The sequence below is a fragment of the Microbacterium sp. genome (genome assembly GCF_047606685.1).
Classification (GTDB): domain Bacteria; phylum Actinomycetota; class Actinomycetes; order Actinomycetales; family Microbacteriaceae; genus Microbacterium.
In genome coordinates, this window is the sequence record NZ_JASGEC010000092.1 from 1 (window position 1) to 22999 (window position 22999).

Sequence of the window (22999 nt, forward strand, 5' to 3'; positions counted from 1 at the left end):
CGAGCGGGGGCGGCGGGGAGCCCGCATCCGCGCGGGATGCCGCGTCGCCTCGCTGCGCGCGCGCCTGCGCCACCGAGACCGTCAGGCCGTCATGGTCTCCCAGAACGGCAGGCTCTGCCGGCGCGGCGGGACCCGACGGGCGAATGACGGTCTCGGCCAAGTGCTCGGCTCCGAGCGTCTCCTGCTCTGGCGCCAGGGCCTCCGGGGCCAGTGTCTCGGCCGCGATCTCGGCGTCATGGGCGAGCACGCCCTGCACGACGGTGGCCGCGCGATGCGACGTCGCCTGATCGTCCGGCGCGGCCACGCGGTCGCCGATCGCCACCAGGCGCGCCCGAACCACGCCGTCGCGCAGCGGCAACGCCGAGTCTGCGCCGACGTCGGCCCCCGGCATCCGCAGCGCCGCCCGGGTCGCCGGAACGACCCGTTCGGACCATGTCGTCACGCCCTCGCCGGAGACGACCTCCTCTCCGGCGACGACGTGGAACGCGCCACGAGCGGCCAGCCGCAGCGCGCGCCCTTCGTCCAGTGCCACCGCGAACGCGGGGATCGCGGTCATCGACGTGCCGAACGCGCCGACGAGCGCGTCGAGCACGGCCGCCAGCCCCCGCCCCTCGTCGAGCTGCTCCCAGAGCCGGGTCGCGAGCGCGGGCGGAAGCTGCGCGTCGACGAGCACGGCGCCGTGCTGCGTGACGATCGCCGTGGCGTCGCCGGGGATGTAGGTCGTGTGCGGCATCAGCGCCGTCCCCCGATCCGCTCGGAGCGGGGAGCGGTGTCCTCGTCGATCTCGTCGGCATGCGCGGCGGTGGGCAGCGTGCTGTGCGGCCAGCCGCTCTCCGCGCGCGAGCGCACCGAGAGCGCGTCCACCACGACCACAGTGATGTTGTCGCGCCCGCCGTAGAGCAGTGCCTCGCGCACGAGCCGCGTTGCCGCCTCCTGCGGGTCGTGCTCTGTGCGCAGCACGGCCTCGATGCGGTCGGCGTCCAGCTCGCCGGACAGCCCGTCCGAGCACACCAGGATGCGATCGCCCGGCTCGGCCGGCAGCAGCCAGTAGTCCGGCTCGGAATCGGCGCCCGCGCCGATGGCGCGCGTGATGACGTTGCGCCGGCGGTCGCCCGCCGCGTCCTGGGCGGCCAGCTCGCCGCGGTCGACGAGCTCTTGCACGACGGAGTGGTCGACGCTGACCTGCTCGAACTCGCCCTCGCTGATGCGGTACGTGCGCGAGTCGCCCAGGTTGACGGTGAGCCAGTATCCCTCGCCGTCGACGTCGGCGATGGCCACGCCCGACAGCGTCGTGCCCGCCCCGGCCCCCGCCCCGGGCGGAAGCGCTTCGACACGCTGGCGCGCGCGGGCGACGACCGCGTGCAGCTGCTCGCTGTCGACACTGGGGCGGCCCGCCAGGCGCGCGAACTCGTCGATGACCGCCGCGCTGGCGATCTCGCCGGCGCCGTGCCCGCCCATGCCGTCGGCGACGAGGAACACCGGCGGCGCCGCGATGTGGGAGTCCTCGTTCACGGCGCGGCGCAGCCCGGCATCGGTCGCGGAGCCGCTGGCCACGGTGATCGGCGAGCCGGTCACGACACTCGCCCCACGGTCGCGGCGCGGTCGCCGAACTCGAGCCGGTCGCCGACGCGCAGGATGGCGCGCTCTCCCGCGGGGAGCAGCGTGCGCACGCCGTCGCGCACGAGCGCGGTGCCGTTGGTCGAGTGCCGGTCGACCACCCACACGGCGGTGTCGTCGGCGTCGATCTCGAAGTGGGTCTTCGACAGCGACAGCGTCTCGTCGCGCACGGGCACGCAGACGGCGCCGTGCTCGGCGGCCGGGTTGCGGCCAAACAGGGTGCGCCCGTACACGGCGACGCGCGTGCTGTCGTCCCACGAGAGCACGGCCCGGGGCGTCGGCGCGGCGACGGTCTCGTCGACCTCCACAGGCCCGTCGGCCGGAGAGCTCGCGCCGAAGTCGGGGATGCTCGAGATGATGCCGAACTCGTGTGTCATCCCTGCTCCTGCCCGTTCTCGCGCCGCCACGGCCACCGCCACGACGACGGCCACCGCCACGGCCACCGTACCGCCCGCCGCTCGCGCGCCGCTGTGTTCCGAGGCCCCGGCAGAGCGAATCTGGTGCCGGCCAACAGCGCCCTCAGGCTCAGCCTGGCACGCACGCGCCGCCACGGCGACCGCGATCGTCCCATGTCGCTGACGATCTCGTCCACCTGGCGCCAGAACTCGTCAACGTCGGCGGCGCTGGGGTCGGCCGGCCCGAACACTTCGGCGTCGGCGCGTTCGGCGAGCACCGTCACCCGCGGCTCGGCGAACGCGTCGCCGACCACCACAGCGTCTTCGCTGCGCGTCGCGCCGCCGCGCAGCGCTGTGCCGTAGTCGACGGCGCGGTCGACGAGCTCGTCCCAGCCGCCGCTGATGCGGTCGGCGCTGCGCTCTGCCTCGAGCCGCCGCCGGCGGCGCGCCGCCTTGAGCCCGCCGATGATGACGAACGGCGCAGCCAGCACGGCCAGCAGCAGCAGCGAGACGCCGCCGATGGCCAGCACGAGCGCCAGAACCCCGCCGTCGCCCTTGTCGTCGTCATCGGGGTCGCGGTCGTCGGGGATCACCGACGGCAGCTCGGCCGGATCCTGCTGCGGGGGCGGCGGCTGCAGCACTTGCGGCTTGGGCTCGACACGCGGCTTTGTGGTCTGCGTGTCAGGCGTCTGGTCCTCCGGCGGAGTCGGGTCGAACGGCACCCAGCCGACGCCGTCGAACGCGACCTCGACCCACGCGTGCAGGTTGTCGCCGTTGGCCTCGAAGACCGTGCCCGCCGGTTCGTCCTCGTCGGGGTGGAAGCCCATGACCACGCGCGCCGGGATGCCCAGTTCGCTGGCCAGCAGCGCCATCGCGACGGCGTACTGCTCGTCGTCGCCCACCATCTGCTCGGCCTCGAGGAGGGTCAGGATGCGCTCGGCGCCGTGGCCGGCGCGCGAGGGGGACGCGATGTCGAGCCCGTGGCTGAAGAAGCCGTCGGTGGCGAGCATCGACTGCAGCGCGCGCACGCGCTCGATCGGCGTCTCCGCCTCGGCCGTGGCGTCGGCGGCGATGTCGGCGAGCTCCTGCGGCACGTGCTCGTGCGTGGGCATCTTCAGCGGCGCGAAGGGGGTGTCGGCAAGGCTCGCGTCGCTCGGAGTATCGGCCACCACGGTCTCCAGCGTGTACGCGTCGCCCTCGCGCAGCCCGAGCGTGACGACCGCCGTGTCGGTGCCCTCGTTGTAGTGGCCGGTGCGGCGCAGCTCGTCGGCGCGCGGGCCGTCGAACGAGACGCTGCGCACCTCGCCGACATCCGGCATCCACACGCCCGTCAGCCCCCGGATCGCGACCCGGACGGACACACTCTCGCCGTTCGCGTCCGCCGACATGTTGCCGCGCAGCGGCGTGAACGCGCTCGACGAGCCGGCGCCCTGGTCAGACACGGTGAAGACCTGGCCCGAGTAGGCGTCCATCGTCGCGAGCCGCACGCGCGCGCCCTCGGGCAGCCCGGTGACCGTGAACAGCGGCGTTGTGGCCGCGTCGCGCACGTAGCCGCGGAACGACTGCAGCGGGCTCGGGTAGTCGCGCACGTCGAAGGGCGGGATGACGATGTCGCGCAGGATGTACCGCGGTCCGGCCGGAGCAGCCACGGCGCTGGCGCCGACGCCCGCCACGACGGCGACCGCGACCACCGCCGCCGCCAGCACGACCCGGTTGCGGCTCGTCGGGGGCGATGCGGCCTCGTCGCCCAGCGGCACCGCCGCCTGCGAGGGCGCCCATGACTGGTGGAGGGCGAGCCACGCCGCCGCGACCACGGCGAACAGCGCGCCCTCCACGAGCGGGGCGGCCGGCTCCGACGTGCCGAGGGCGATCTGCGCGACGAGCAGCACCGCGGCCGGCAGCAGGGCCCACACGGCGGGCCGCACGCGCAGCGCGAGGCTGCCGGCGAGCACAGCGGCGACCAGCAGCAGCAGGAACGGCACGAGGTAGAACCCGTCGACGCCCGCCACCGGCGGCACCGTCGTCAGCAGCTCCTTCCACGACATGACGATGCCGAGCGCGAGCTGGCGGAGCGTCTCGACGGTCGGGATGACGCCGATGATCGCCGTGTGCGACAGCGCGAGCGCCCCGCCCAGCACGAAGTAGGCGACCACGGTCGCCGCCGCGACCACGAGCACGCTCCAGCGGCGCTGCGCCCCGAGCATGGCGATGCCGAGGCCGACCAACGCGCCGCCGATGGCGGCGACGAGGTAGCCGGGACCGGCGAAGGTCGGCCAGAACCCGACGATCGGCACGGCGAGCAGCAGCGCCGTCGCGCTGAGATCGACGACCCATCGGCGGTCGGGCGTCACGACAGCACCTTGAACAGGGCGGGCGGAAGCTGGTCGAGCGCGCCGATCGTCACGACGTCGGCGTCGCCGATGCGGCGCAGCGCCGCGGACGCGCCCGTGTCGGCGACCACCGCGAGCACGCGGGCGCCGTAGGGCAGCCGCGCGCACGCGTCGCGCAGCTTCGCGGCGCCGACACCCGCGCCGCACACGAGCACGACGACGCTGGCCAGCGGCGCGCTGGCGGCCACCGAGCTCGCGAGCTGCACGATGTCGCCCTCGCGAGAGCGCGACGGCTCCAGCCCGGACAGCGAGTCGAGGAAGCGCTTGCCCGTCTCGGCGGGCAGAGCCCTGCCCTGCACGTGCACGTCGACCCGCCGCGAGTCGCGCAGCGCGCGCAGCCCGAGCGAGCCGGCGGCCGAGATGGCGAGCTCGAAGTCGTCGGCGTGGCCGTAGTCGCCCGGGCGCCGCGACAGCGCGATCACGAAGTGCGAACGGCGGGTCTCCTCGTACTGGCGCACCATGAGGGCGCCCATCCGCGCGGTCGAGCGCCAATGCACGTGGCGGCGGTCGTCGCCGGGCTGGTACTCGCGCAGCGCGTGGAACGACACGTCGTCGCTCGACAGGTCGGTCACCGGCATCCCCTCGAGGTCGCGCACGAACCCGAGCGAGTTCCCCTCGAACAGCACGGTGCGCGGGTGCACGTACAGGTCGACGGGCTCGTCGCGGTTGTGCGCGCGCTCGAACAGGCCGAGCGGGTCGCCGCGCACGACGCTGACCGGGCCGACCTGCAGCACGCCGCGGCGGGCGGTGGGGATGGCGAACAACTCCTCCACCGCCTCGCCCGCCGCCAGCCGGCGCACGGCGAAGACGCCGCGCCCGGCGCCGACAGGCATCACGACGCGGGAGGGGAGGATGGCACGAGTGCCCGGGTTCGACAGCGTCAAGGCGCCGATCGCGCGCTCGCCGACCACGACCCGGTCGCGGTTGAGGTCGAGCGACACGTCGTACGTGGTGCGCCCGATCACGAACAGCGCGCACAGCGCGATGAGCGCGATGAGGACGAGGGCGGCGACAGTGAGCTCGAGCCATCCCATCACCGCGCCGCCCGTCCACAGCAGGATCGCCGACCCGACGAGCACCCACGCGGCGGGCCGCACGACGGCGGCGATCGCCCGCAGCCGCCGGAGGACGAGGGATGCCACGGCGGCGGCATCCCACCGTCGCGCCGGCGCGACCGTCTCCGCGGTCATCAGGCCGCGGACCTCGCTTGGGGCGCGGCGACCTCGTCGAGCACCCGGCCGACCACGGCGGCGGCGGTCGCGCCGGCGAACTCCGCCTCGGGGTCGAGCACGATGCGGTGCGCCCACACCGGCTCAGCGAGCGTCTTGATGTCGTCGGGCGTGACGAAGTGGCGGCCGTGGGCGGCGGCCCACACCTTCGCGATGCGCACCATCGCGAGCGACCCGCGCACCGAGACGCCCAGCCGCGTCGCCTTGTCGTCGCGCGTGGCCTCGGCCAGCAGCGCGACGAATCTCAGCACGGCGGGCTCGACGTGCACGGTCGAGGCGAGGTCGGCCATGTCGGCCACCGCGCCGGTCGTGATGATCGCGGGCAGGTGCGCCGAGGGGTTGCGGTCGGCGGCCCCGGCGAGGATACGCTCGGCCACGTCGAGGTCGGGGTAGCCGATCGAGGTCTTGACGAGGAAGCGGTCCAGCTGCGCCTCCGGCAGCTTGTAGGTGCCCGCCTGCTCGATCGGGTTCTGCGTCGCGATGACGAGGAACGGCCGGCCCGTCTCGTGCGTCACGCCGTCGACGGTGACGCGCGACTCCTCCATCACCTCCAGCAGCGCCGACTGCGTCTTCGGCGAGGCGCGGTTGATCTCGTCGGCGAGCACGATCGAGGCGAACACGGGGCCGCGGTGGAATTCGAACCGGCGCTCGGCCTGGTCGTAGATCGTCACGCCGGTGACATCCGACGGCAGCAGGTCGGGCGTGAACTGGATGCGGGCGCTCGTGCCCTGCACGGTCGCGGCGAGTGCCTTCGCCAGGCTCGTCTTGCCGGTGCCCGGCGCGTCCTCCAGCAGCACGTGGCCCTCGGCGAGCATCGCCGACAGCACGAGCGCCACCACGTCGGCCTTTCCCATCAGAGCCTGGTCGACATTGTCCACCAGCCGCGCGAAGGTGCCCTGGAACCAGGCCGCCTGGTCGGGAGTCATCGTCATGCCGTCGTGTCCTTCTCGCTCGTTTCAGTACCAGGTGAAGTGCGGCGTCGACCCCACGCCGACGATCTGGGCCCACACCTCGCGCCCGGGGAAGCCGATGTAGCAGGTGAGGTCCACAGAGCCGTCCTCGGGAATGTCGTAGCGGCGCCCCGCGAACGGGTCGTTCGGGGCTTCGCTGTGGAAGCAGTTCACCTGGTAGTTGCCGGAGGGGAAGTTGGAGACGTTCAGCCGCAGCCGCGCGCACGACGAGTGGCTGCAGTTCTCCATCACGGTGTCGGTGCGGCCCTTGGAGATCGTGTACGTCGGCTCCGGCGGGTCGGAGGTGCGGGCCGAGGCGCTGTTGGTGGACGTCTGGCCCTCGGCATCCGTTGCCCGCACGGTGACCTTGTGCGTCTCGGAGTACCCGTAGCTTTCCGTCTTGTTGCCGCTCGCCTTGACGGTCTGCCAGCTGCCGTCGTCGATGCGGATCTCCATCTTCGAGATGTCGCGGCCGTTGCGGGACGGCGCCGACCACGAGAACGTGATGTTGGTTCCGCTCGACGACGCCGCGGCGCCGGGATCCCCGATCGGGCCGTACGGCGCGACGGTGTTGGATGCCGCGGACGCGTCGCCGTCGAAGCGCACCCCGTCGATCGTGGCGTAGGCGCGCACGCGCACCGAGTACGTTCCGTTGTTGGCCACACCGCTCGTGATGGTCTCGCCATCCCAATCACTGCGCCACGCGCCGTTGTTGACCGAGTACTCGTAGTGCAGTTCGCTCGCGGTCGCCCCGTTGCCCGACGCTGCCTTGTACGTCACCGACACCCGGTTGTTGCCGGGGGTGGCGACCACCTTCGTCGGCGCGGACGCGTTGCCGAACGCGCGCAGCGGGGAGGACAGACTGCTCCATGCGCCCCATCCCGCCTTGTTGCTGGAGCGCACGCGGAACGTGTAATCGGTGGACGAGTTGTCGACCGTGACCGCCTGCGAGGTCTCGGAGCCGGAGATCGACACGGTGCGCACGACCGACGAGCCGCGCCGCACCTCGAGGGTGGAGCCCGAGATCGCGTCGCCGTTGTTCGCGGGCGCCGTCCACGAGACCTTCAGCTGCGACTGCTCGCCGACCGGCTGCAAGCGCGTGACGGTGGGCGCCGCGGCAGCGTCGGGCTCGCGGGCCGGGACCTCGATCGCCGACCAGCCGCTCCATTCGGACGGCTCGGGGGCGCGATTGTGCGCTCTCACCCGCACTTGGTAGGCGACGCCGTTCTCGAGCCCCTCCCACGTGAGGGACTCGCCTTTCACGCCTGTCTTGCGGGCCACTCCGGACGGCGGCGCCGGCGAGATCTCCAGCGAGAACGAGTCCACCGGCGAGCCGGGCGTCGGCGGCGTGTCCCACGCGACCCGCAGACTGCCGTCTCCGAACTTCAGCGTCGGCGGTTGCGGCGTGTCCGGCCGCGCGTCCGGCCGCGCCGTCTCCGACGCCGCCGACGGCTCAGACGTGCCGACGAGGTTGGTGGCGGTGACCACGAAGTTGTACTCGACGTTGTTGGTGAGCCCGTTGAGGGTGCACGTGGTGGCCGCGCACTGCTTGGTGTAGCCGCCCTTCGTGGAGGTGACGGTGTACCCGGTGATCGCGGCGCCGTTGTCGATCGGCGGCGTCCACGACAGCACGACCGTGCGGTCCTGGACGCTGGCGACCGTGGGGCGGCCGGGCGCGTCCGGCTTGCCTTTCACGGTGAGGCGGATGCGGCCCTCGGCCTCGCGGTCGCGGTCGCCGGTGGCATCCTGCACGCGGTAGCGGACCACCATCGTGCCCACGAACGCGGGGTCGGGCTGGACCGACACTGACGTCCCCGAGACGCTGACGACCTCGCCCGAGCCCGACTCGACGATCGCGGTCGTCACGACCAGCGGCGTCTCCGGGAAGGGGTTGAAGTCGTTCTCCAGCACGCGGACCTCGACGGTCTCCCCCTGGTGCGCCTCGGGCACGCGGTCGTCGTTCGCGGTCGGCAACGGCCGGGTCGAGGCGCCCACGCGCACGCTCACCGTCCCCGTGACCGCCTCCGCCTCGCCGTCGTCGAGGCGGACGCGGATCGACGCGACGGTGTCTGTGGCGGTGTCGGCCGACGCGCTCACGCGCAGCGTCTGGCCGTCGACCTCGGCGGTCAGTCCGGAGGGCACCCCGTCCACGACTTCGTACCGAATGCGCTCCAGGTCGCCCGGGTCGGGGTCATCTGTCAACGCTCCGAGATCGAGGGAGACCGGCTCCTCGCCGGGGGCGACCTCGATCTGGCCGTCGGTGAACGCGGGCGGCTGGTTCTCCGGCGGCAGCACCGTGATCGGGACGGTGAGGGTCGCCTTGTTGCCCTTCGGGTCGTCCGGCCCGTCGCCGTCGGTCACCTCGAAGACGAGGGCGTCGTCGCCGAAGTAGCCGTCCGCGGAGGTGTACGCGAGCGTGCGCTGGTCCTTGACGAGGTCGTCCCCGTTGGCGTGCAGCGCTTGCACCCGGTCGTGCTCGGTCAGCACGACGCCATCGCCGCTCCACGCGCGCACGTGGTCGGCGAGCGGCAGTTCGACGGTCTCGCCGCTTTCGACCACGAGCGGCTCGGTCGAGGCCAGCGTGGGCGGCAGCTCATCGAGCGAGGGGACGAAGACGAAGGCGGATGCCTCCAGTCCGTCCTCGTCGGTCACGGTGTAGGCGAGCAGGCGCGCGGTCTCGTCGAGGGTGACGCGCACGACGCCGCCTGAGACGACGCGGGCGCCCTCCCCGTCGACCGACACCGTCAGCGCCTCGCGGGTGCCGTCGGGGTCTTCGTCGTTGTCGAGCACTCGCACATCGACGGTCGCGTTGCGCACGTCCTGCGCGAGCACGCGGTCGTCGCGAGCGATCGGCGACGACAGCGGCACGTCCTCTTTCACCGTGACCTGCAGCACGGCGGTCGACTCGGTGCCGCGCTCGTCTGCGACGGTGTATTGCAGCGATGTCTCCAGCGGGCGGTCGGGAGAGGTGACGATGACGCGGTCTCCGGCGACCTTCGCCGACAGCCCGGGCACATCGGGCAGGACCAGGCCGCTCGAGACGAGCCCGAACAGGTCGCCGTCGGGGTCGGAGTCGTTCTGCAGCACGGGAACGGCGACCGAGCGGCCGGGGCGCATCACGATGCTGTCTTTGACGGCGTACGGCGCCTGGTTCATCGACTCGGCTGGCGCGATGCCGACCGTGACGCTCGCGGTCGCCTCTTTGCCGAGCCGGTCGCGCACACGGAACGAGAACCGGTCGACGCCCGAACTCGCGTCGAGGGCCTGGTAGACGAGGTGGTCGGCGCCCACCTCGACCCGGCCCTTGGACGGCGAGCCCGCCAGCCCCACGAGCTCGACCGAGTCGCCGTCGGGGTCGATGCCGTTCAACTCGATCGGGATGCGCACGGTCGACCCGGCGAGCACACGGGCGGTGACCTCCCGGGGCCGCGGCGCGGCGTTGGCCTCGTCGTCGCGCGGCAGCACCTGGATTTTGACGTACCCGGCATCCTGCTGCCCGGTCTCATCCGCCACCTGGTACGTCGCGTACACGGTGCCCGGCTCGTCGCCGGCGAGGAAGCGCACGGTGTCTTGAGAGACGAAGACCGTGCCCTCGCTTTCCTCGGGCAGCGGCGGCACGAGGTCGGGGAGGACATGGATGGGCGAGCCGCTCGGGCTGTAGTCGTTGCTCAGCACGGGAATCGTGACGACATCGCCCACGCGCACGATCGCGGTGTCGTCCTCGGCCACCGGCGGGCGGATCTTCGACGGAGCGGGCACCGGGATCACCACGACCGACCCCTCGGCGCTCTTCGCGCCGTTGGAGATCCGGTAGCTCACGACGACCTGCTCGCCGAGCGCCGCCTGGTCGGCGATCCGCAACGTCTCGTGCCCCAGCACCGACACCGATATGCCGCTGCCGGGCGCCATCGTGACCGACTGCACGACGAGAATCCCGCCGGCCGGGTCGATATCGTTGGCGAGCACGTCCACGAGCACCTCGCCGCCGCTGGGCAGCAGCGCCACGTCGCGCACCGCGATCGGCGGATCGTCGTTCTGCCGGTCCTCGACGACGTCGACGCGCACGACGCCGGGCACGCCGTTCGCGCCCGCCGATGCCAGGTACTGCACGTAGTAGGTCTGCGCGGCCCCGGCCGAGAACGTGAACGTGCCGTTCACCGGGTCGAACGAGGTCTTGGCGCCCTTCACGTCGTCGACGCGGGTGAGGCGCAACCGCTCTTTGCCGGAGCTGATGTCGTTGTCCAGCGGCGAGACCGTGACGGTCTCGCCGACGCGGGCGACCACGTGGTCGGCCGTCGTCACCGGAACGGTCGTGCCCTGCGGGCGGACATCGAGCCGCAGCACGCCCTCGGTGACCTTGCTGCCGTCGGAGACCGTGACCGGCACATCCTTGCGTCCCATCGACCCGCCGACGGCTCGATAGGTGACGCGGCCGTCCGGGGTGAAGTCGACCTCGTCGCCCTGCTCGGCGGTGACGCTGGCGAGAAACACGTCGTCGCCGTCCGGGTCGATCCAGTCGGGCAGCACGTTGTACGCGACCACCCCGCCCGACTCGACGGCGATCGTCGGCTTGCGCTTCTGCTCGGGCGCGGTGTTCTCCGACCAGTCGCGCACGGTCAGCGTCACCGTCGCGCGGTCGGTGCCGTGTCGTCCGTCATCCGCCTCGTAGGCGAACGTGGCGCGGCCCGACGCGTCCTCCGGCACCGAGATCTGCAAGCCGGCGCCGTTGTTGATCAGCTCCACCGATCCCAGCGACGGCCCGTCGTCGGGCAGCGACACCGTGAGCACGTCGCCGTCCGGGTCGTTGTCGTTGTCGAGCACCGGGAGCACCGTGGTGCGGCCCGGGCGCACGCCGAACGAGTCGTTCTCGGCGACCGGGGGCGTGTTCTGCTCGGTGCGCTCGGGCAGCGTCGTCTCGACGGTCTCGTCCGAGGTCTCCTCCTCGTCCTGCTCGGAGTCGCCCTCCGGCGGAGTGAGGTCGTCCCAGTTGTCGACCTGCTGCAGGTCGTCGTTGGCCAGCCAGGCCGTGCCGCCGAACGTGTCGTTGAGCACGACGACGTCACGGTTGACCCGGAACCGCAGCACGGCCTGATCGTCGACATCGGGGATGTCGGCGCGGAGGTCGTCGTCGTCGCCCGCGCAGTCGCGCACGAAACGAGCCGAAGCCGCCCACGCGCCGTAGACACAGCCGTTCAACGAGACCGGCTCCGCGGGAGCGCCCTCCGCCCCCGCGGGCGTCTCGACGGGGTCGGACCCGTCCAGCGGCGCCTGCACGAGCCCGGCCGGGGTCGCGAGCACGACCGACGGCGCGGCCGCGGACGGCTGCTGCAGCACCGCGCCATCGGCGACGGTGGTCTTGTGCCCGCCCGACCAGAACAGGCCGCCGGTGGCCGCGTCGAGCACGACGGCGATGTCGCCGACCGCGGTGATGCTGGCCTGCGCGCCCTTGGCGAGGCCGTCGAGCGTCGACGTCGACGGGTCTTGCGGCGCGCCGTCGGCGTCGACCGGGATCGTGACGACCGCGCGCTTTTCCACCGACACCGCGTGCACGGTGCCGTCCACCCCCACTGCGACCGCCGCGCCCGCGCCCAGCTTCACGAGGGGCTTCGTGCCTTCCAGCTCGAATCCGGCCACGCCCGCCGCCGGCACGACCCACAGCGCGCCGCTTTGCGCGTCCATGATCGCCACCGTCTTGCCGCCGAGCGCGACCGTGGCCCCGGCGGGCACCGACGCCGAGTCGGCGAGCACCACGAGCGACGGGTCGACCGTGGTGACCACGCCCGTCGTCTCGTGGACCAGCACCGTGTTGCCCGCCTGCAGCACGTCGTAGTCGTCGGCCGGAGTGCGCAGACCGCTGTCGATCACCCGCGACGGGTGGTTGAAGTGGCCGACGAGCATGCTGGACTGCTTGGTGATCCAGACCCCGCCGTCGTGCAGGTCGACCTCGGTGGTGGGATGGCCCTCGTGAAGGAACGCCATCGTGGCGATCGCCACCGCCGAGGCGGAGAGGATGCCGACAGAGGCGAGAGTTCGCGGGCGTGCGCGAAGCCACGCGAAGGACTTCACCGGCGCAATCTCCCCCGGGGCTCGTCATCTTGCTGCTCGGCGCCCGCCGGGAGAGTCGACGGGCGTGGTTCCAGCACTGCGAGGCGGTGCGGAGCCCCCTCACGCGACCGCCGTGTCGATCCTAACCGAATCGCGCACGACCCGCGGATGGGGAGTATCACCCATCGGCGGCCGCCCGCCAGCATCCCTCGAGGTGGTCATCGACCATGCCCGCCGACTGCATGAGCGCGTACAGGGTCGTCGAGCCGACGAAGCGGAAGCCGCGCGTGCGCAGCGCCGTGCTCGCAGCATCCGACTCCGGCGTCGTGGCCGGCACGTCGCCGAGGCTGCGCGGACGCGGGCGGGGGCGGGATGGCGCGAACGACCACAGCAGCGCATCGAGCTCGCCGTCATCCATTCCCTCGACGATGCGCGCGTTGGAGATCGTGGCCTCGATCTTGGCGCGGTTGCGCACGATGCCGGCATCGGCCATGAGGCGGGCGATGTCGCCGTCGTCGAAGCGCGCGACGGCTGCGGGGTCGAAGCCCGCGAACGCGGCGCGGAACGCCGGCCGCTTGCGCAAGATGGTGATCCAGCTGAGGCCGGCCTGGAAGCCCTCGAGGCTCAGCTTCTCGAACAGGGCGCGGTCGCCGTGCAACCGGCGGCCCCACTCGTCGTCGTGGTACCGGCGGTACTCGGCCGCGCCGGGGCGGGGCGCGGTGTCGGGCTCGGGATCGTCGCCCACCCAGGCGCAGCGCGCAATGCCGTCGGGCCCGATGCGCAGGTCGGTGCTCACTCCCCCACCGTAGACCGGGGTCGGCGGGAACGTCAGCGCTTCGTGACGGCCTTCTCGGCGACGGGGGCTTGGCCCGAGGCGGCGAGCGCGGCGTAGTGCGCGCGCGCCTCTTCCTGCCGCTCGCGCTCGGCGCCCGACGCGATCGGCGCGCGCACATGCTCGGGCGCGAAGCCGAAGGCGTCGACCAGGTCTTGAGCGTGCGGGCGCAGCCGGGCGCACAGCCGGTCGATGTAGCGAGTGACGGATGCCGCGCGCTGCGCCGACAGCCGCCCGTTGACGAGGTGCCAGGCGAGGTGCTTCTCGATGAGCCACAGCCCGAACAGGTCGCGCAGCCACGACAGCACCTGCCGCGTGCCCGAGTCGCCGAGGCCCGCGACGGCGTCGCTGAAGGCCTCCCACTGCAGCAGCTCGCCGTGCGCGCGCGCCGCCTCGATCAGCTCGCTCTGGTGCGCGTTGAACAACGCGGCGGCATCCACCGGCGACAGTTTGCGCGCGGGGCGCAGCGCGGCCGCGACATCCGCCACCATCTGCTGCACACGCCCCGACAGCAGCTCGTGCTGCTGCTCGACGCGCAGCCCGAGCTCGACCGACCGCGCCGTGGAGCCGAAGTCGGCGACCGACTGCCCGAGCTGGCGCAGCCCCGCCCCGTGGAACACCTTGCCGGCGGTCTGCCCCACCGCGAAACGCGCGAGCGCCGCGGCGTCCGCGCCGGCGAACTGCGTCGCGTAGTCGCTGAGCAGCCGCTTGCCGACCAGCTGCAGCAGCACGTTGTTGTCGCCCTCGAACGTGACGTACACGTCGAGGTCGTGGCGCAGCCCGGTGAGGCGGTTCTCGGCGAGGAAGCCCGCGCCGCCGCACGCCTCGCGGCACTCCTGGACGGCCGCGAGCGCGTTCCACGTCGACAGGGGCTTGAGCGCCGCGGCGAGCGTTTCGAGGTCCTCGCGCTCGTCGGGGGTGTCGTGCGCGCCGCTGAAGACGCCGTCGAACGCGATCAGCAGCTCGTCGTGCGCGAAGAACTGCGCGTACGTCTGCGCCACCAGCGGCAGCAGGCGCCGCTGGTGCTTCGCGTAGTCGAGCAGCACGACCTCGTCGGCGCCGGCTCCCGAGTCGAACTGGCGGCGCTGGTTCGCGTAGGTGACCGCGATGTGCTCGGCGAGCGCGGCCGCCGTCGTCGCCGCTCCATCCAGCGACACGCGGCCCTGCACGAGCGCGCCCAGCATCGTGAAGAAGCGGCGGCCCGGAGACGGGATGTCGGAGCTGTACACGCCATCGGCATCCACTCGCCCGTAGCGGTCGAGCAGGTTGAAGCGCGGCACGCGCACGTGGTCGAAGTGCAGGCGGCCGTTGTCGATGCCGTTGAGCCCGCCCTTCACGCCGTCGTCCTCGCCGCCGACGCCGGGCAGGAACGCCCCGTCGGCGTCGCGGATCGGCACATAGAAGCAGTGCACGCCGTAGTTGACGCCGCCCGTGATCAGCTGCGCGAACACCGTCGCCGCGACGCCGTGCAGCGCGGCGTTGCCGAGGTAGTCCTTGAATGCGCCGCGGAAGGGCGTGTGGATGACGAACTCCTCGGCGTCGGGATCGTAGGTCGCCGTCGTGCCGATCGCGGCGACATCGGAGCCGTGCCCGGTCTCGGTCATCGCGAACGCGCCGGGGATCGAGAAGTCCATGGCGCCGGGCAGCCACGCGTCCCAGTGCTTCTTCGTGCCGAGCTGGTGGATGGCGGAGGCGAACAGCCCCCACTGCACGCCGGATTTGATCTGCAGGCTCGGGTCGGCCAGCACGAGCTCTTCGAAGCCGGCGATGTTCGCCCCGTTGTCTTCCAGGCCGCCGTACTCCTTCGGGAACGCGCGGCGCGATCCGCCCGCGTCGACGAGCAGTCGCACCTGGCCGCGCACGCGCTCGCGGTGCTCGGCCATCGGCATCCCGTCCACGCGCCAGAACGCGGGGTCCTTGATCAGCTCGCGCACCTCTCGGCGCGTGGACGCCCAGGTTCCCAGCAGCAGACCGGTGACTTCGGGGATGTCGACGCGCGGCTGGGCGGCGGGTCGCGTTTGGCGGATGGCAGCATCGGCCATGGATCACCTTTCGATGAGGGGTGCGGGATGCTTCGACGGTAGGACTCCCACAACAGGCATCCAACTCGATTGTCGCATTCCCACACGCGGGCGCGACAGCGCCGCGGGCGGCGGTTGTGCGCTTCCGACATCCCTCGCCGCCTCAGAAACGCGGCGCGTGTAAAAACCACGTGTCGCCCATTGCTTGCCCTCGGCGGCGGCGCCAGACTGGGCCAGCCTCGACGAATCGACGGGCCGAGCCTGAGAAGGAGTGCGCACATGAGCTCATTCGGAGACCAACTGCTTCGGCGCAAGCCGATCGTCTTCCAGAAGCAGCACCACGCGGGCGAGGAGCTGGCGCGAAATCTCGGCACCTTCCAGCTGATGATGTTCGGCGTCGGCGCGACCGTCGGCACTGGCGTCTTCTTCGTGCTGAGCGAGGCGGTGCCCGTCGCAGGCCCCTCCGTCATCATCTCGTTCCTGCTGGCCGCGGCCGCGGCCGGGCTTTCCGCGCTGTGCTACGCGGAGCTGTCCTCGTCGATCCCGGTGAGCGGCTCGACTTACTCGTTCAGCTATCACGCGCTCGGCGAAGGCGTCGCGGTCATCGTCGGCGGCTGCGTGCTGCTGGAGTACGGCGTGGCCGTCTCGGCGGTCGCGGTCGGCTGGAGCGGCTACTTCAACGAGCTGCTGCACCAGCTGTTCGGGTGGCAGTTGCCCGTCGAGCTGTCGGTGTCGTTCATCCCCGGCGACGACGGGGTGGCCACCGGCGGCGGCATCAATCTGCCGGCCGTCGTGCTCATCGCCCTGTGCGCGCTGCTGCTGATCCGCGGCGCGTCGGAGTCGGCCACGATCAACGCGATCATGGTGGTCATCAAGCTCGGCGTGCTGGTGCTGTTCACCGTGATCGGCATCAGCGCGTTCAACGCGGACCACTTCTCGAACTTCTTCGCGCAGGCATCCGGCATCGGAGCGGCCGCCGGCACGATCTTCTTCTCCTTCATCGGCCTGGATGCCGTGGCCACGGCAGGAGAGGAGGTGAAGAACCCGCAAAAGGCGATCCCGCGCGCCATCATCGGCGCGCTCATCATCGTGACCTCGATCTACATCCTCGTGTGCGTCGCGGGCCTTGCCGCCGAGCCGGCCGAATGGTTCGGCACCGAGGAGGCCGGCGAGGCCGGCCTCGCGAAGATCCTGGAGAACGTCACCGGCACGCCGGTGTGGGCGACGATCCTCGCCGCAGGCGCCGTCATCTCGGTGTTCTCGGTGACGCTGGTCACCCTGTACGGGCAGACCCGCATCCTCTTCTCCATCTCCCGCGACGGGATGGTCTCGAAGAAGTTCGAGCAGGTCAGCCCCAAGACGGGCACGCCGGTGTTCAACACGGTCGTCGTGGCGATTCTCGTCGCGATCGTCGCGGGTCTGGTCCCGTCCGACTACCTGTGGGACAGCGTGTCGTTCGGCACGCTCGTGGCCTTCAGCGTCGTCGCGATCTCGCTCATGCGCCTGCGTCGCACGCACCCCGAGCTGGAGCGGCCGTACAAGGTGCCGCTGTACCCGGTCGTCCCGATCCTCACCGTCGTGGTCTGCCTGTACGTGCTCACCAGCCTCAAGCCGATCACCTGGATCATTTGCGTGTCGTGGCTGGCGATCGTGTTCCTCTTCTACCTCGGCTACGGCCGCAAGAACGCCACGCTGAGCCACTACACGTCGGAAGAGGAGATCGCCGAGCCGATCCGGGAGGAGTTGGACAAGTGACCTACCTCGTCGGCTACAGCCGCCACAAAGACGATCGCAGCGCCATCGAGCTGGCTTGCCAGCTCGCCCGCTCGCGGCCCGAACCCGTGCGCGTGGTCACGGTCGTGCCCAGCGGCTGGGCGACTCCGGTCGCCGCCCGCGACACCGACCGCGAGTTCCTGCAGTGGGCGGCCGAGGAGGGCAGCCAGAGCGCGGCGAGCGCGGCCGAGCATCTCAGCGCGCATCCCGAGGTCGACGCGACCGCGAGCTGGGTGGGCGCGCGCTCGGTCCCGCAGGCGCTGCTGAGCGCGGCGGCGGATGCCGAGGCATCCGCCATCGTCGTCGGGTCCGGCGACGAAGCACCGGACGGGCGCATCCGGCTCACCTCGAAGACCGACCGGCTGGTGCACTCCTCCGAGGTGCCGGTCGCAATCGCCCCGCGCGGCTACCGAGCGGACGGCCCGGTGACCCGGGTCACCGTCGGCTTTCGCGACGACGACGCCAGCTGGAGCCTGCTCACCGCCGTCGCCGACCTCTGCCGGCGCGCGAACGCGAGCCTGCGGCTCGTGACCTTCCTGGTCGCTCCGGGCCGCATGGCGACCACGACCGTCACGCACGCCGAGACCCAGGTGATCGAGCTGTGGGCACTCCAGGCAGCCGCCGCCCAGCGCGAAGCGCAGGAGCACTTGAGCTCCGCAGGCTTCGACGGCGACGTGGAGGCCAGCCTCGCCGAGGGCGCGGACTGGGAACAGGCCGTGGGGTCGCTCGATTGGCACGACGGCGACATCCTGGTGGTCGGGTCGTCGTCCACCCACCGGCTGGCGCAGGTGTTCCTCGGCTCGAGCGCGTCGAAGATCATCCGCCACTCTCCGGTGCCGGTCGTGGCGGTGCCCGGCGCGGCCGTGGAGTAGAACGCGCGCTTCGCGCGGGTGTTGCCTGCACGCGCGGCTCTTTCCTGCACGCGCGGCTCCTTCCCGCACGCGGGCTCCGCTCGCGCGCGTGAAACCTGCACTCGCGCGTGTGAAACCTGCACTCGCGCGTGTAATTCGCACGCGCGACTGCGGGTTTCTGGCGCGCGAAGCCCGCAGCTGGGCGGGGCGGGCGGGGCGCGGGGAGGGTCGGGCGGGTCAGGAGCGCACGCGCACGCGCACGGAGAGGCAGGTCACGCAGCCCTCGAGCTTCTCGAACTCCGAGATCGGGCACGTGAGCACGTCCAGGCCGCGGGCCCGGAACAACTCGGCGGACTCCGGCGCGTCCGACGACATCAGCACCGTGCGCTCGTCGAGCACGACGACGGCGGTGCCGTGCTCCTCGGGCACCGCGAGGAACGCGGGGAACACACCCGGGTCGTCGACAGCGGGCGGGTACCCGATGACGGTGCCGTCGGGCAGCGCCGTCACGCTGCTCTTCAGGTGCAGGCGCCGGGTGACCGGCACGGCGACGACCTCCCAGCCGCGCGGGGCAAGCAGCTCGCGCAGCTGCGCGATGCCGTCGTCGTTCGTGCGCAGGGTGCGGCCGGCGTACACCGTGCGGCCGACCTTGAGGATGTCGCCGCCGTCGAGCGTGCCCGGCTCCCGGATCTCCTCGTGCGGGATGCCGAGGGAGTCCAGCGTCGAGCGCGTCGTGGCGATCTCGCCACGACGCGAGTCGGCGCCCGGACGAGTAAGCACGGCAAGGTCGTCGAACATGACGACGGTGTCTTCGACGAAGACGCCGTCGGCGTGCTCGTCGGCGGCGTCGATCTCGGTGACATCCCACCCGCGGGAGCGGAAAGCGGCGACGTACTGCTCCCACTGCTTCATCGCGAGCGCGGCATCGACGGGAGCGCGCTCGATGTGGGTGAGCTCGCCGTCGGCGAGCCGCGGCGACGGACGGCGGGCAAGGATGCGAGGCATCCCGCCAGCCTACCGATGTCTACAGCGCCAGGCCGTGCCCGAAGCGGAAGAGCGGGTCCTCGGTGTCGAATGGCACGTCCGGGCGGGATGCCTCGATCGCCTCGATCGACCGCGGCACATCGAACGGCAGCCTGCCGCGCGCGGGCGAGGCGCCGCTGAGCACGTCGAGCAGCGCCGCCGAGCTCACCCCCCAGTTCGCGACCACGGCGTTGGCGGACTCCACCAGGGGAGCGATGATTGCGGGCCGGTCGAGGAACACGTCGACCACGGTCGGGACGGATGCCGCAACCTCGGCGACGTGCGCGCGCACGTCGGCCGGGAACTCGAGCGAACCCGCGTGGAAGAAGTTCTCGAACGCCGAGGAGCGCACGTCGAAAGGCGCCTGCAGGCGGAGGATCGCGACATCCGCCTCGCTCGGCGACGCGACCACCTCGCCGTACGCGCCCGCCACCTCCGCCGGGATGCCCTCGACGTAGAGCTTCGCGCCCTTCGCGAACGGCAGCGCGCCCCCGTTGCTCAGCACCGTGACCGACGCGCGCTGTGCCTCGACCCCGGCGGCGCGGAACTCGTCGTTGCCGACGAGCACGACAGCCGCCTCGACATCGACGTACGGGTTGTCGAACAGGCCGAGGTCGAACTTCTCGCGCAGCAGGCGGCGGACCGAGACATCCAGCCGCTCCTCGGCGATGCGCCCTGAGCGGACGAGATCGAGCAGGATGCCGTCGCACTGCTCTCCGCCGAACTGGTCGCAGCCGGCGTCGAGGATCTTGGCCATGCGCTCGTGCGGCGTCAGCTGCTCGGCGCCCCACGCCCGCGCCGGGAACTCGGTGCCGAGGATCGCCTGGTCGGTGATCAGGCCCCAGTCGGTGCACACGATGCCGTCGAAGCCGAACCGCTCGCGCAGCAGGCCCGTGATGACGTCTTTGTTGAGGCCGAAACCGACCTCCTCGTACTCGGTGCCCACCGGCATCCCGTAATACGGCATGATCTGCCGCGTGCCGGCGGCGAACGCAGCCTCGAACGGCTTGAGGTGCAGCTCGAACTGACCGCCCGGATAGACCTGCTCGCGGCCGTACGCGAAGTGCGGATCCTCGCCGTCGAGCTGCGGGCCCCCGCCCGGGAAGTGCTTCGTCATCGTGGCGACGCTGCCGGGGCCGAACGACGCGCCCTGGAATCCGCGGATGTAGGCGGCTCCGAGCTCGCACGTGAGATCGACGTCCTCCCCGAAGGTCTGCAGCTGGCGCGCCCAGCGCGGTTCGGTGGCGAGGTCGATCTGCGGATGCAGCGCGACGCGTATGCCGACAGCGGCATATTCTTGGCGCGCGATGTCGGCGAAGGCCTCCACGAGCGCGGCGTCGCGTGTCGCGGCGAGACCGAGGGGCTCGGGCCACTGCGAGAACACGCTGGTGAAGATCGCGGTGCCCGGGTTCTCGGTGTACGAGTGGCGCGGGTCGGTCGAGATCGTGACAGGGATGCCGAGGCGCGTGGTCGCGGCGAGCTCTTGGATGTTGTTGTGCCAGCGCGCGAGGTCTTCCACCGATGGCACCGCGCCCAGCACGTTGAAGTGCGACAGATGCCGGTCGACGACATATTCGCGATTGGACGCGATGTTGAACGCCGGATTCCCCTCGGAGAGCGCGCCATTCTCGCCCATCGAGATCATCGCGTGGAAGAACTGGCCGACCTTCTCTTCGACAGTCATCTGGCTCAGCAGGATCTCGACCCGCTCGGCGACGGGAAGGGATGCGTCGCGGTACCGCGTGTCGACGGGGGACATGGCGTCGTTGCTCATTGCGCCAGCCTAGGGGTTCGGACGCGTGCTCGTCCGTTGCTCAGCAGTCGCTTTCGGCGATTCCGCAGCCGGCGCACCCGCACGAAGCGACGGGTGAGCGGAACCCGGTCTGCTCACCAGGCGCTAACTGCGCACGCGCTCCTACGGCACCCGCACAAAGTGACGGGTGAGCAAATGCGACCTCGTCAGAAGAGGCCGACGATGCGGCCGGCGTCGTCGACGTCGATGCTCTCGGCGGCCGGGCGGGCCGGCAAGCCGGGCATCGTCATGATGTCTCCGCAGATCATCACGACGAACCGCGCGCCAGCCGCCAGTCGCACCTCGCGGACATCCACGATGTGCCCGGACGGGGCTCCGCGCAGCTTCGCGTCGGTCGAGAACGAGTACTGCGTCTTGGCCACGCACACGGGGAACCCGCCGTAGCCCTCGTCCTGCAGGCGGCGGATCTGCGCGCGCACCGCGGTCGAGGCCGTGATGTCGGACGCGCCGTACACGCGCGTCGCGATGGCGCGCATTTTCTCCCACAGCGTCGCGTCATCGGGATACGTGAAGCGCAGCCCTTCGACAGGCTCAGGGGACGCGACAAGCTCAGGGGACGCGACAAGCTCAGGGGACGCGACAAGCTCAGGGGACGCGACAAGCTCAGGGGACGCGACAGGCTCAGGGGACGCGACAAGCTCAGGGGCCGGGGCAGGCTCAGGGGCCGGGACAAGCTCGCACAGGCGCACGACCTCGCGCGCGAGCTCCTCCGCCCCGGCGCCGCCCTCGGCGAAGTGCTTCGCGACGATCGCCCGCGCCCCCGCCCGCTCGACCGCCGCGACGAGGGCTGCCACCTCGGCATCCGCGTCTTCGGCCCGATGGTTGATCGCGACGACCGCGGGCAGCCCCCACGTCTCGCGCACGGTGGCGAGGTGGCGCTCGAGATTCGGGATGCCGCGCTCCAGCGCCGCGACATCCTCTCCCGCGAGGTCTTCGACTTCGACGCCGCCGTGGTACTTGAGCGCGCGGACGGTCGCCACGATCACGGCCGCCGACGGCCGCAGGCCCGTGGAGCGGCACAGGATGTCGATGAACTTCTCCGCGCCGAGGTCGGCGCCGAACCCCGCCTCGGTCACCACGTAGTCGGCGAGGCGCAGCGCGGCGCTCGTCGCGATCACCGAGTTGCAGCCGTGCGCGATGTTCGCGAAGGGGCCGCCGTGCACGAACGCGGGCGTGTGCTCGAGCGTCTGCACGAGATTGGGGGCGAGCGCGTCGCGCAGCACCGCCGTCATCGCGCCGTGGGCGCCCAGATCGCGGGCGCGCACCGGCATCCTCTCCCTCGTGTGTCCGATGACGATCTCGCCGAGCCGCTCCTTGAGGTCGGCGATGCCGGTCGCGAGGCAGAAGATCGCCATGACCTCGGACGCCACGACGATGTCGAACCCCGACTCGCGCGGATAGCCGTTGCCCGGGCCGCCGAGGCCGATCACGGTGTCGCGCAACGCGCGGTCGTTGACGTCGAGCACGCGACGCCACGTGACGCGGCGCACGTCGATGCCCAAGGCGTTGCCGTGGTGGACGTGATTGTCGATGAGCGCCGCGAGCAAGTTCGTGGCGACCGCGATCGCCGAGAAGTCGCCCGTGAAGTGCAGGTTGATGTCTTCCATCGGCACGACCTGCGCGTATCCGCCGCCGGCAGCGCCGCCCTTCATGCCGAAGACGGGGCCGAGCGCCGGCTCGCGCAGACAGACCATCGCGTGCTCGCCGATGCGCCGGAGCGCGTCGCCGAGGCCGACCGTCGTGGTCGTCTTGCCCTCGCCCGCGGGGGTCGGGGACACCGCCGTCATGAGCACGAGCTTGCCCTGCGGCCTCTCGCGCAGCGTGTCGAGGTAGGGCAGCGCGACCTTCGCCTTGTAGCGGCCGTACGGCTCGAGCGCGTCGCCCGGGATCCCGAGCGCCGCCGCGACGTCCGCGATCGGACGCATGTCGGCTGCCTGCGCGATCTCGATGTTGCTGAGGCCCATGACCGCCCTCCCCACGGGCGCCGTCGCCCGCTGTCGCCAGCCTACGGTGAACGTCGTGCGGTTCAGTTGCCGCGAAACGCGGGCCCACGTGCACAA

13 protein-coding genes and 1 pseudogene are annotated in these 22999 nt (G+C 71.8%); 2 read left to right on the forward strand and 12 right to left on the reverse strand.

What is annotated here, in order from left to right; translation table 11 throughout:
- The 9 genes and pseudogenes from QM611_RS10985 to QM611_RS11025 all read right to left on the reverse strand — a co-directional run.
- A pseudogene (locus QM611_RS10985) lies at window positions 1-733 on the reverse strand (hypothetical protein); the annotation flags it as partial.
- Entirely contained in the window at window positions 733-1575 is an 843-nt protein-coding gene (locus tag QM611_RS10990) for a PP2C family protein-serine/threonine phosphatase (protein ID WP_415079959.1), read from the reverse strand. The gene QM611_RS10990 and the pseudogene QM611_RS10985, both read right to left, overlap by 1 nt.
- Window positions 1572-1994, reverse strand: a complete 423-nt coding sequence (locus QM611_RS10995) for an FHA domain-containing protein (protein WP_415079960.1) — start codon at window positions 1992-1994, stop codon at window positions 1572-1574. The genes QM611_RS10990 and QM611_RS10995 overlap by 4 nt, the downstream gene beginning before the upstream one ends.
- A complete protein-coding gene (locus QM611_RS11000) occupies window positions 1991-4363 on the reverse strand; it encodes a transglutaminase-like domain-containing protein (protein ID WP_415079961.1) in 2373 nt (790 codons plus the stop codon). The genes QM611_RS10995 and QM611_RS11000 overlap by 4 nt, the downstream gene beginning before the upstream one ends.
- A complete protein-coding gene (locus QM611_RS11005) occupies window positions 4360-5592 on the reverse strand; it encodes a DUF58 domain-containing protein (RefSeq protein WP_415079962.1) in 1233 nt (410 codons plus the stop codon). The genes QM611_RS11000 and QM611_RS11005 overlap by 4 nt, the downstream gene beginning before the upstream one ends.
- Window positions 5592-6563 (reverse strand): AAA family ATPase, encoded by a 972-nt coding sequence (locus tag QM611_RS11010; protein WP_415079963.1) that lies wholly within the window; start codon window positions 6561-6563, stop codon window positions 5592-5594. Before QM611_RS11010 ends, QM611_RS11005 begins: the two co-directional genes overlap by 1 nt.
- A 24-nt stretch (window positions 6564-6587) precedes the next feature.
- Window positions 6588-12647 (reverse strand): Ig-like domain-containing protein, encoded by a 6060-nt coding sequence (locus QM611_RS11015; protein WP_415079964.1) that lies wholly within the window; start codon window positions 12645-12647, stop codon window positions 6588-6590.
- Window positions 12648-12804: 157 nt separating this feature from the next.
- Window positions 12805-13422, reverse strand: coding sequence for a DNA-3-methyladenine glycosylase I (locus tag QM611_RS11020; RefSeq protein WP_415079965.1), 618 nt, complete (start codon window positions 13420-13422; stop codon window positions 12805-12807).
- A 32-nt stretch (window positions 13423-13454) separates the two neighbouring features.
- A complete protein-coding gene (locus QM611_RS11025) occupies window positions 13455-15500 on the reverse strand; it encodes an acyl-CoA dehydrogenase (protein ID WP_415079966.1) in 2046 nt (681 codons plus the stop codon).
- Window positions 15501-15758: 258 nt separating this feature from the next.
- Here QM611_RS11025 and QM611_RS11030 point away from each other — a divergent pair, with 258 nt between their 5' ends.
- Window positions 15759-17234: an APC family permease gene (locus QM611_RS11030; protein ID WP_415079967.1), complete on the forward strand. Its 1476-nt coding sequence runs from the start codon at window positions 15759-15761 to the stop codon at window positions 17232-17234.
- A complete protein-coding gene (locus QM611_RS11035) occupies window positions 17231-18124 on the forward strand; it encodes a universal stress protein (protein ID WP_415079968.1) in 894 nt (297 codons plus the stop codon). The genes QM611_RS11030 and QM611_RS11035 overlap by 4 nt, the downstream gene beginning before the upstream one ends.
- A gap of 216 nt (window positions 18125-18340) precedes the next feature.
- Here the strand turns inward: QM611_RS11035 and ddaH are convergent, their stop codons facing one another.
- The 3 genes from ddaH to QM611_RS11050 form a co-directional block, all read right to left on the reverse strand.
- Window positions 18341-19108, reverse strand: a complete 768-nt coding sequence (ddaH, locus tag QM611_RS11040) for a dimethylargininase (protein WP_415079969.1) — start codon at window positions 19106-19108, stop codon at window positions 18341-18343.
- Between the two features lie 19 nt (window positions 19109-19127).
- Entirely contained in the window at window positions 19128-20900 is a 1773-nt protein-coding gene (locus tag QM611_RS11045) for a glycoside hydrolase family 3 protein (RefSeq protein ID WP_415079970.1), read from the reverse strand.
- A 185-nt stretch (window positions 20901-21085) separates the two neighbouring features.
- Window positions 21086-22903: a formate--tetrahydrofolate ligase gene (locus QM611_RS11050; RefSeq protein ID WP_415079971.1), complete on the reverse strand. Its 1818-nt coding sequence runs from the start codon at window positions 22901-22903 to the stop codon at window positions 21086-21088.
- Window positions 22904-22999 lie beyond the last annotated feature (96 nt).

What these genes read in the sequence shown, in the direction of transcription:
- QM611_RS10995 (WP_415079960.1), bottom strand. Translation starts at nt 1,994, where the DNA reads ATGACACACGAGTTCGGCATCATCTCGAGCATCCCCGACTTCGGCGCG.
- QM611_RS11005 (WP_415079962.1), bottom strand. Translation starts at nt 5,592, where the DNA reads ATGACCGCGGAGACGGTCGCGCCGGCGCGACGGTGGGATGCCGCCGCC.
- QM611_RS11010 (WP_415079963.1), bottom strand. Translation starts at nt 6,563, where the DNA reads ATGACGATGACTCCCGACCAGGCGGCCTGGTTCCAGGGCACCTTCGCG.
- QM611_RS11025 (WP_415079966.1), bottom strand. Translation starts at nt 15,500, where the DNA reads ATGGCCGATGCTGCCATCCGCCAAACGCGACCCGCCGCCCAGCCGCGC.
- QM611_RS11030 (WP_415079967.1), top strand. Translation starts at nt 15,759, where the DNA reads ATGAGCTCATTCGGAGACCAACTGCTTCGGCGCAAGCCGATCGTCTTC.
- ddaH (WP_415079969.1), bottom strand. Translation starts at nt 19,108, where the DNA reads ATGCCTCGCATCCTTGCCCGCCGTCCGTCGCCGCGGCTCGCCGACGGC.
- QM611_RS11045 (WP_415079970.1), bottom strand. Translation starts at nt 20,900, where the DNA reads ATGAGCAACGACGCCATGTCCCCCGTCGACACGCGGTACCGCGACGCA.
- QM611_RS11050 (WP_415079971.1), bottom strand. Translation starts at nt 22,903, where the DNA reads ATGGGCCTCAGCAACATCGAGATCGCGCAGGCAGCCGACATGCGTCCG.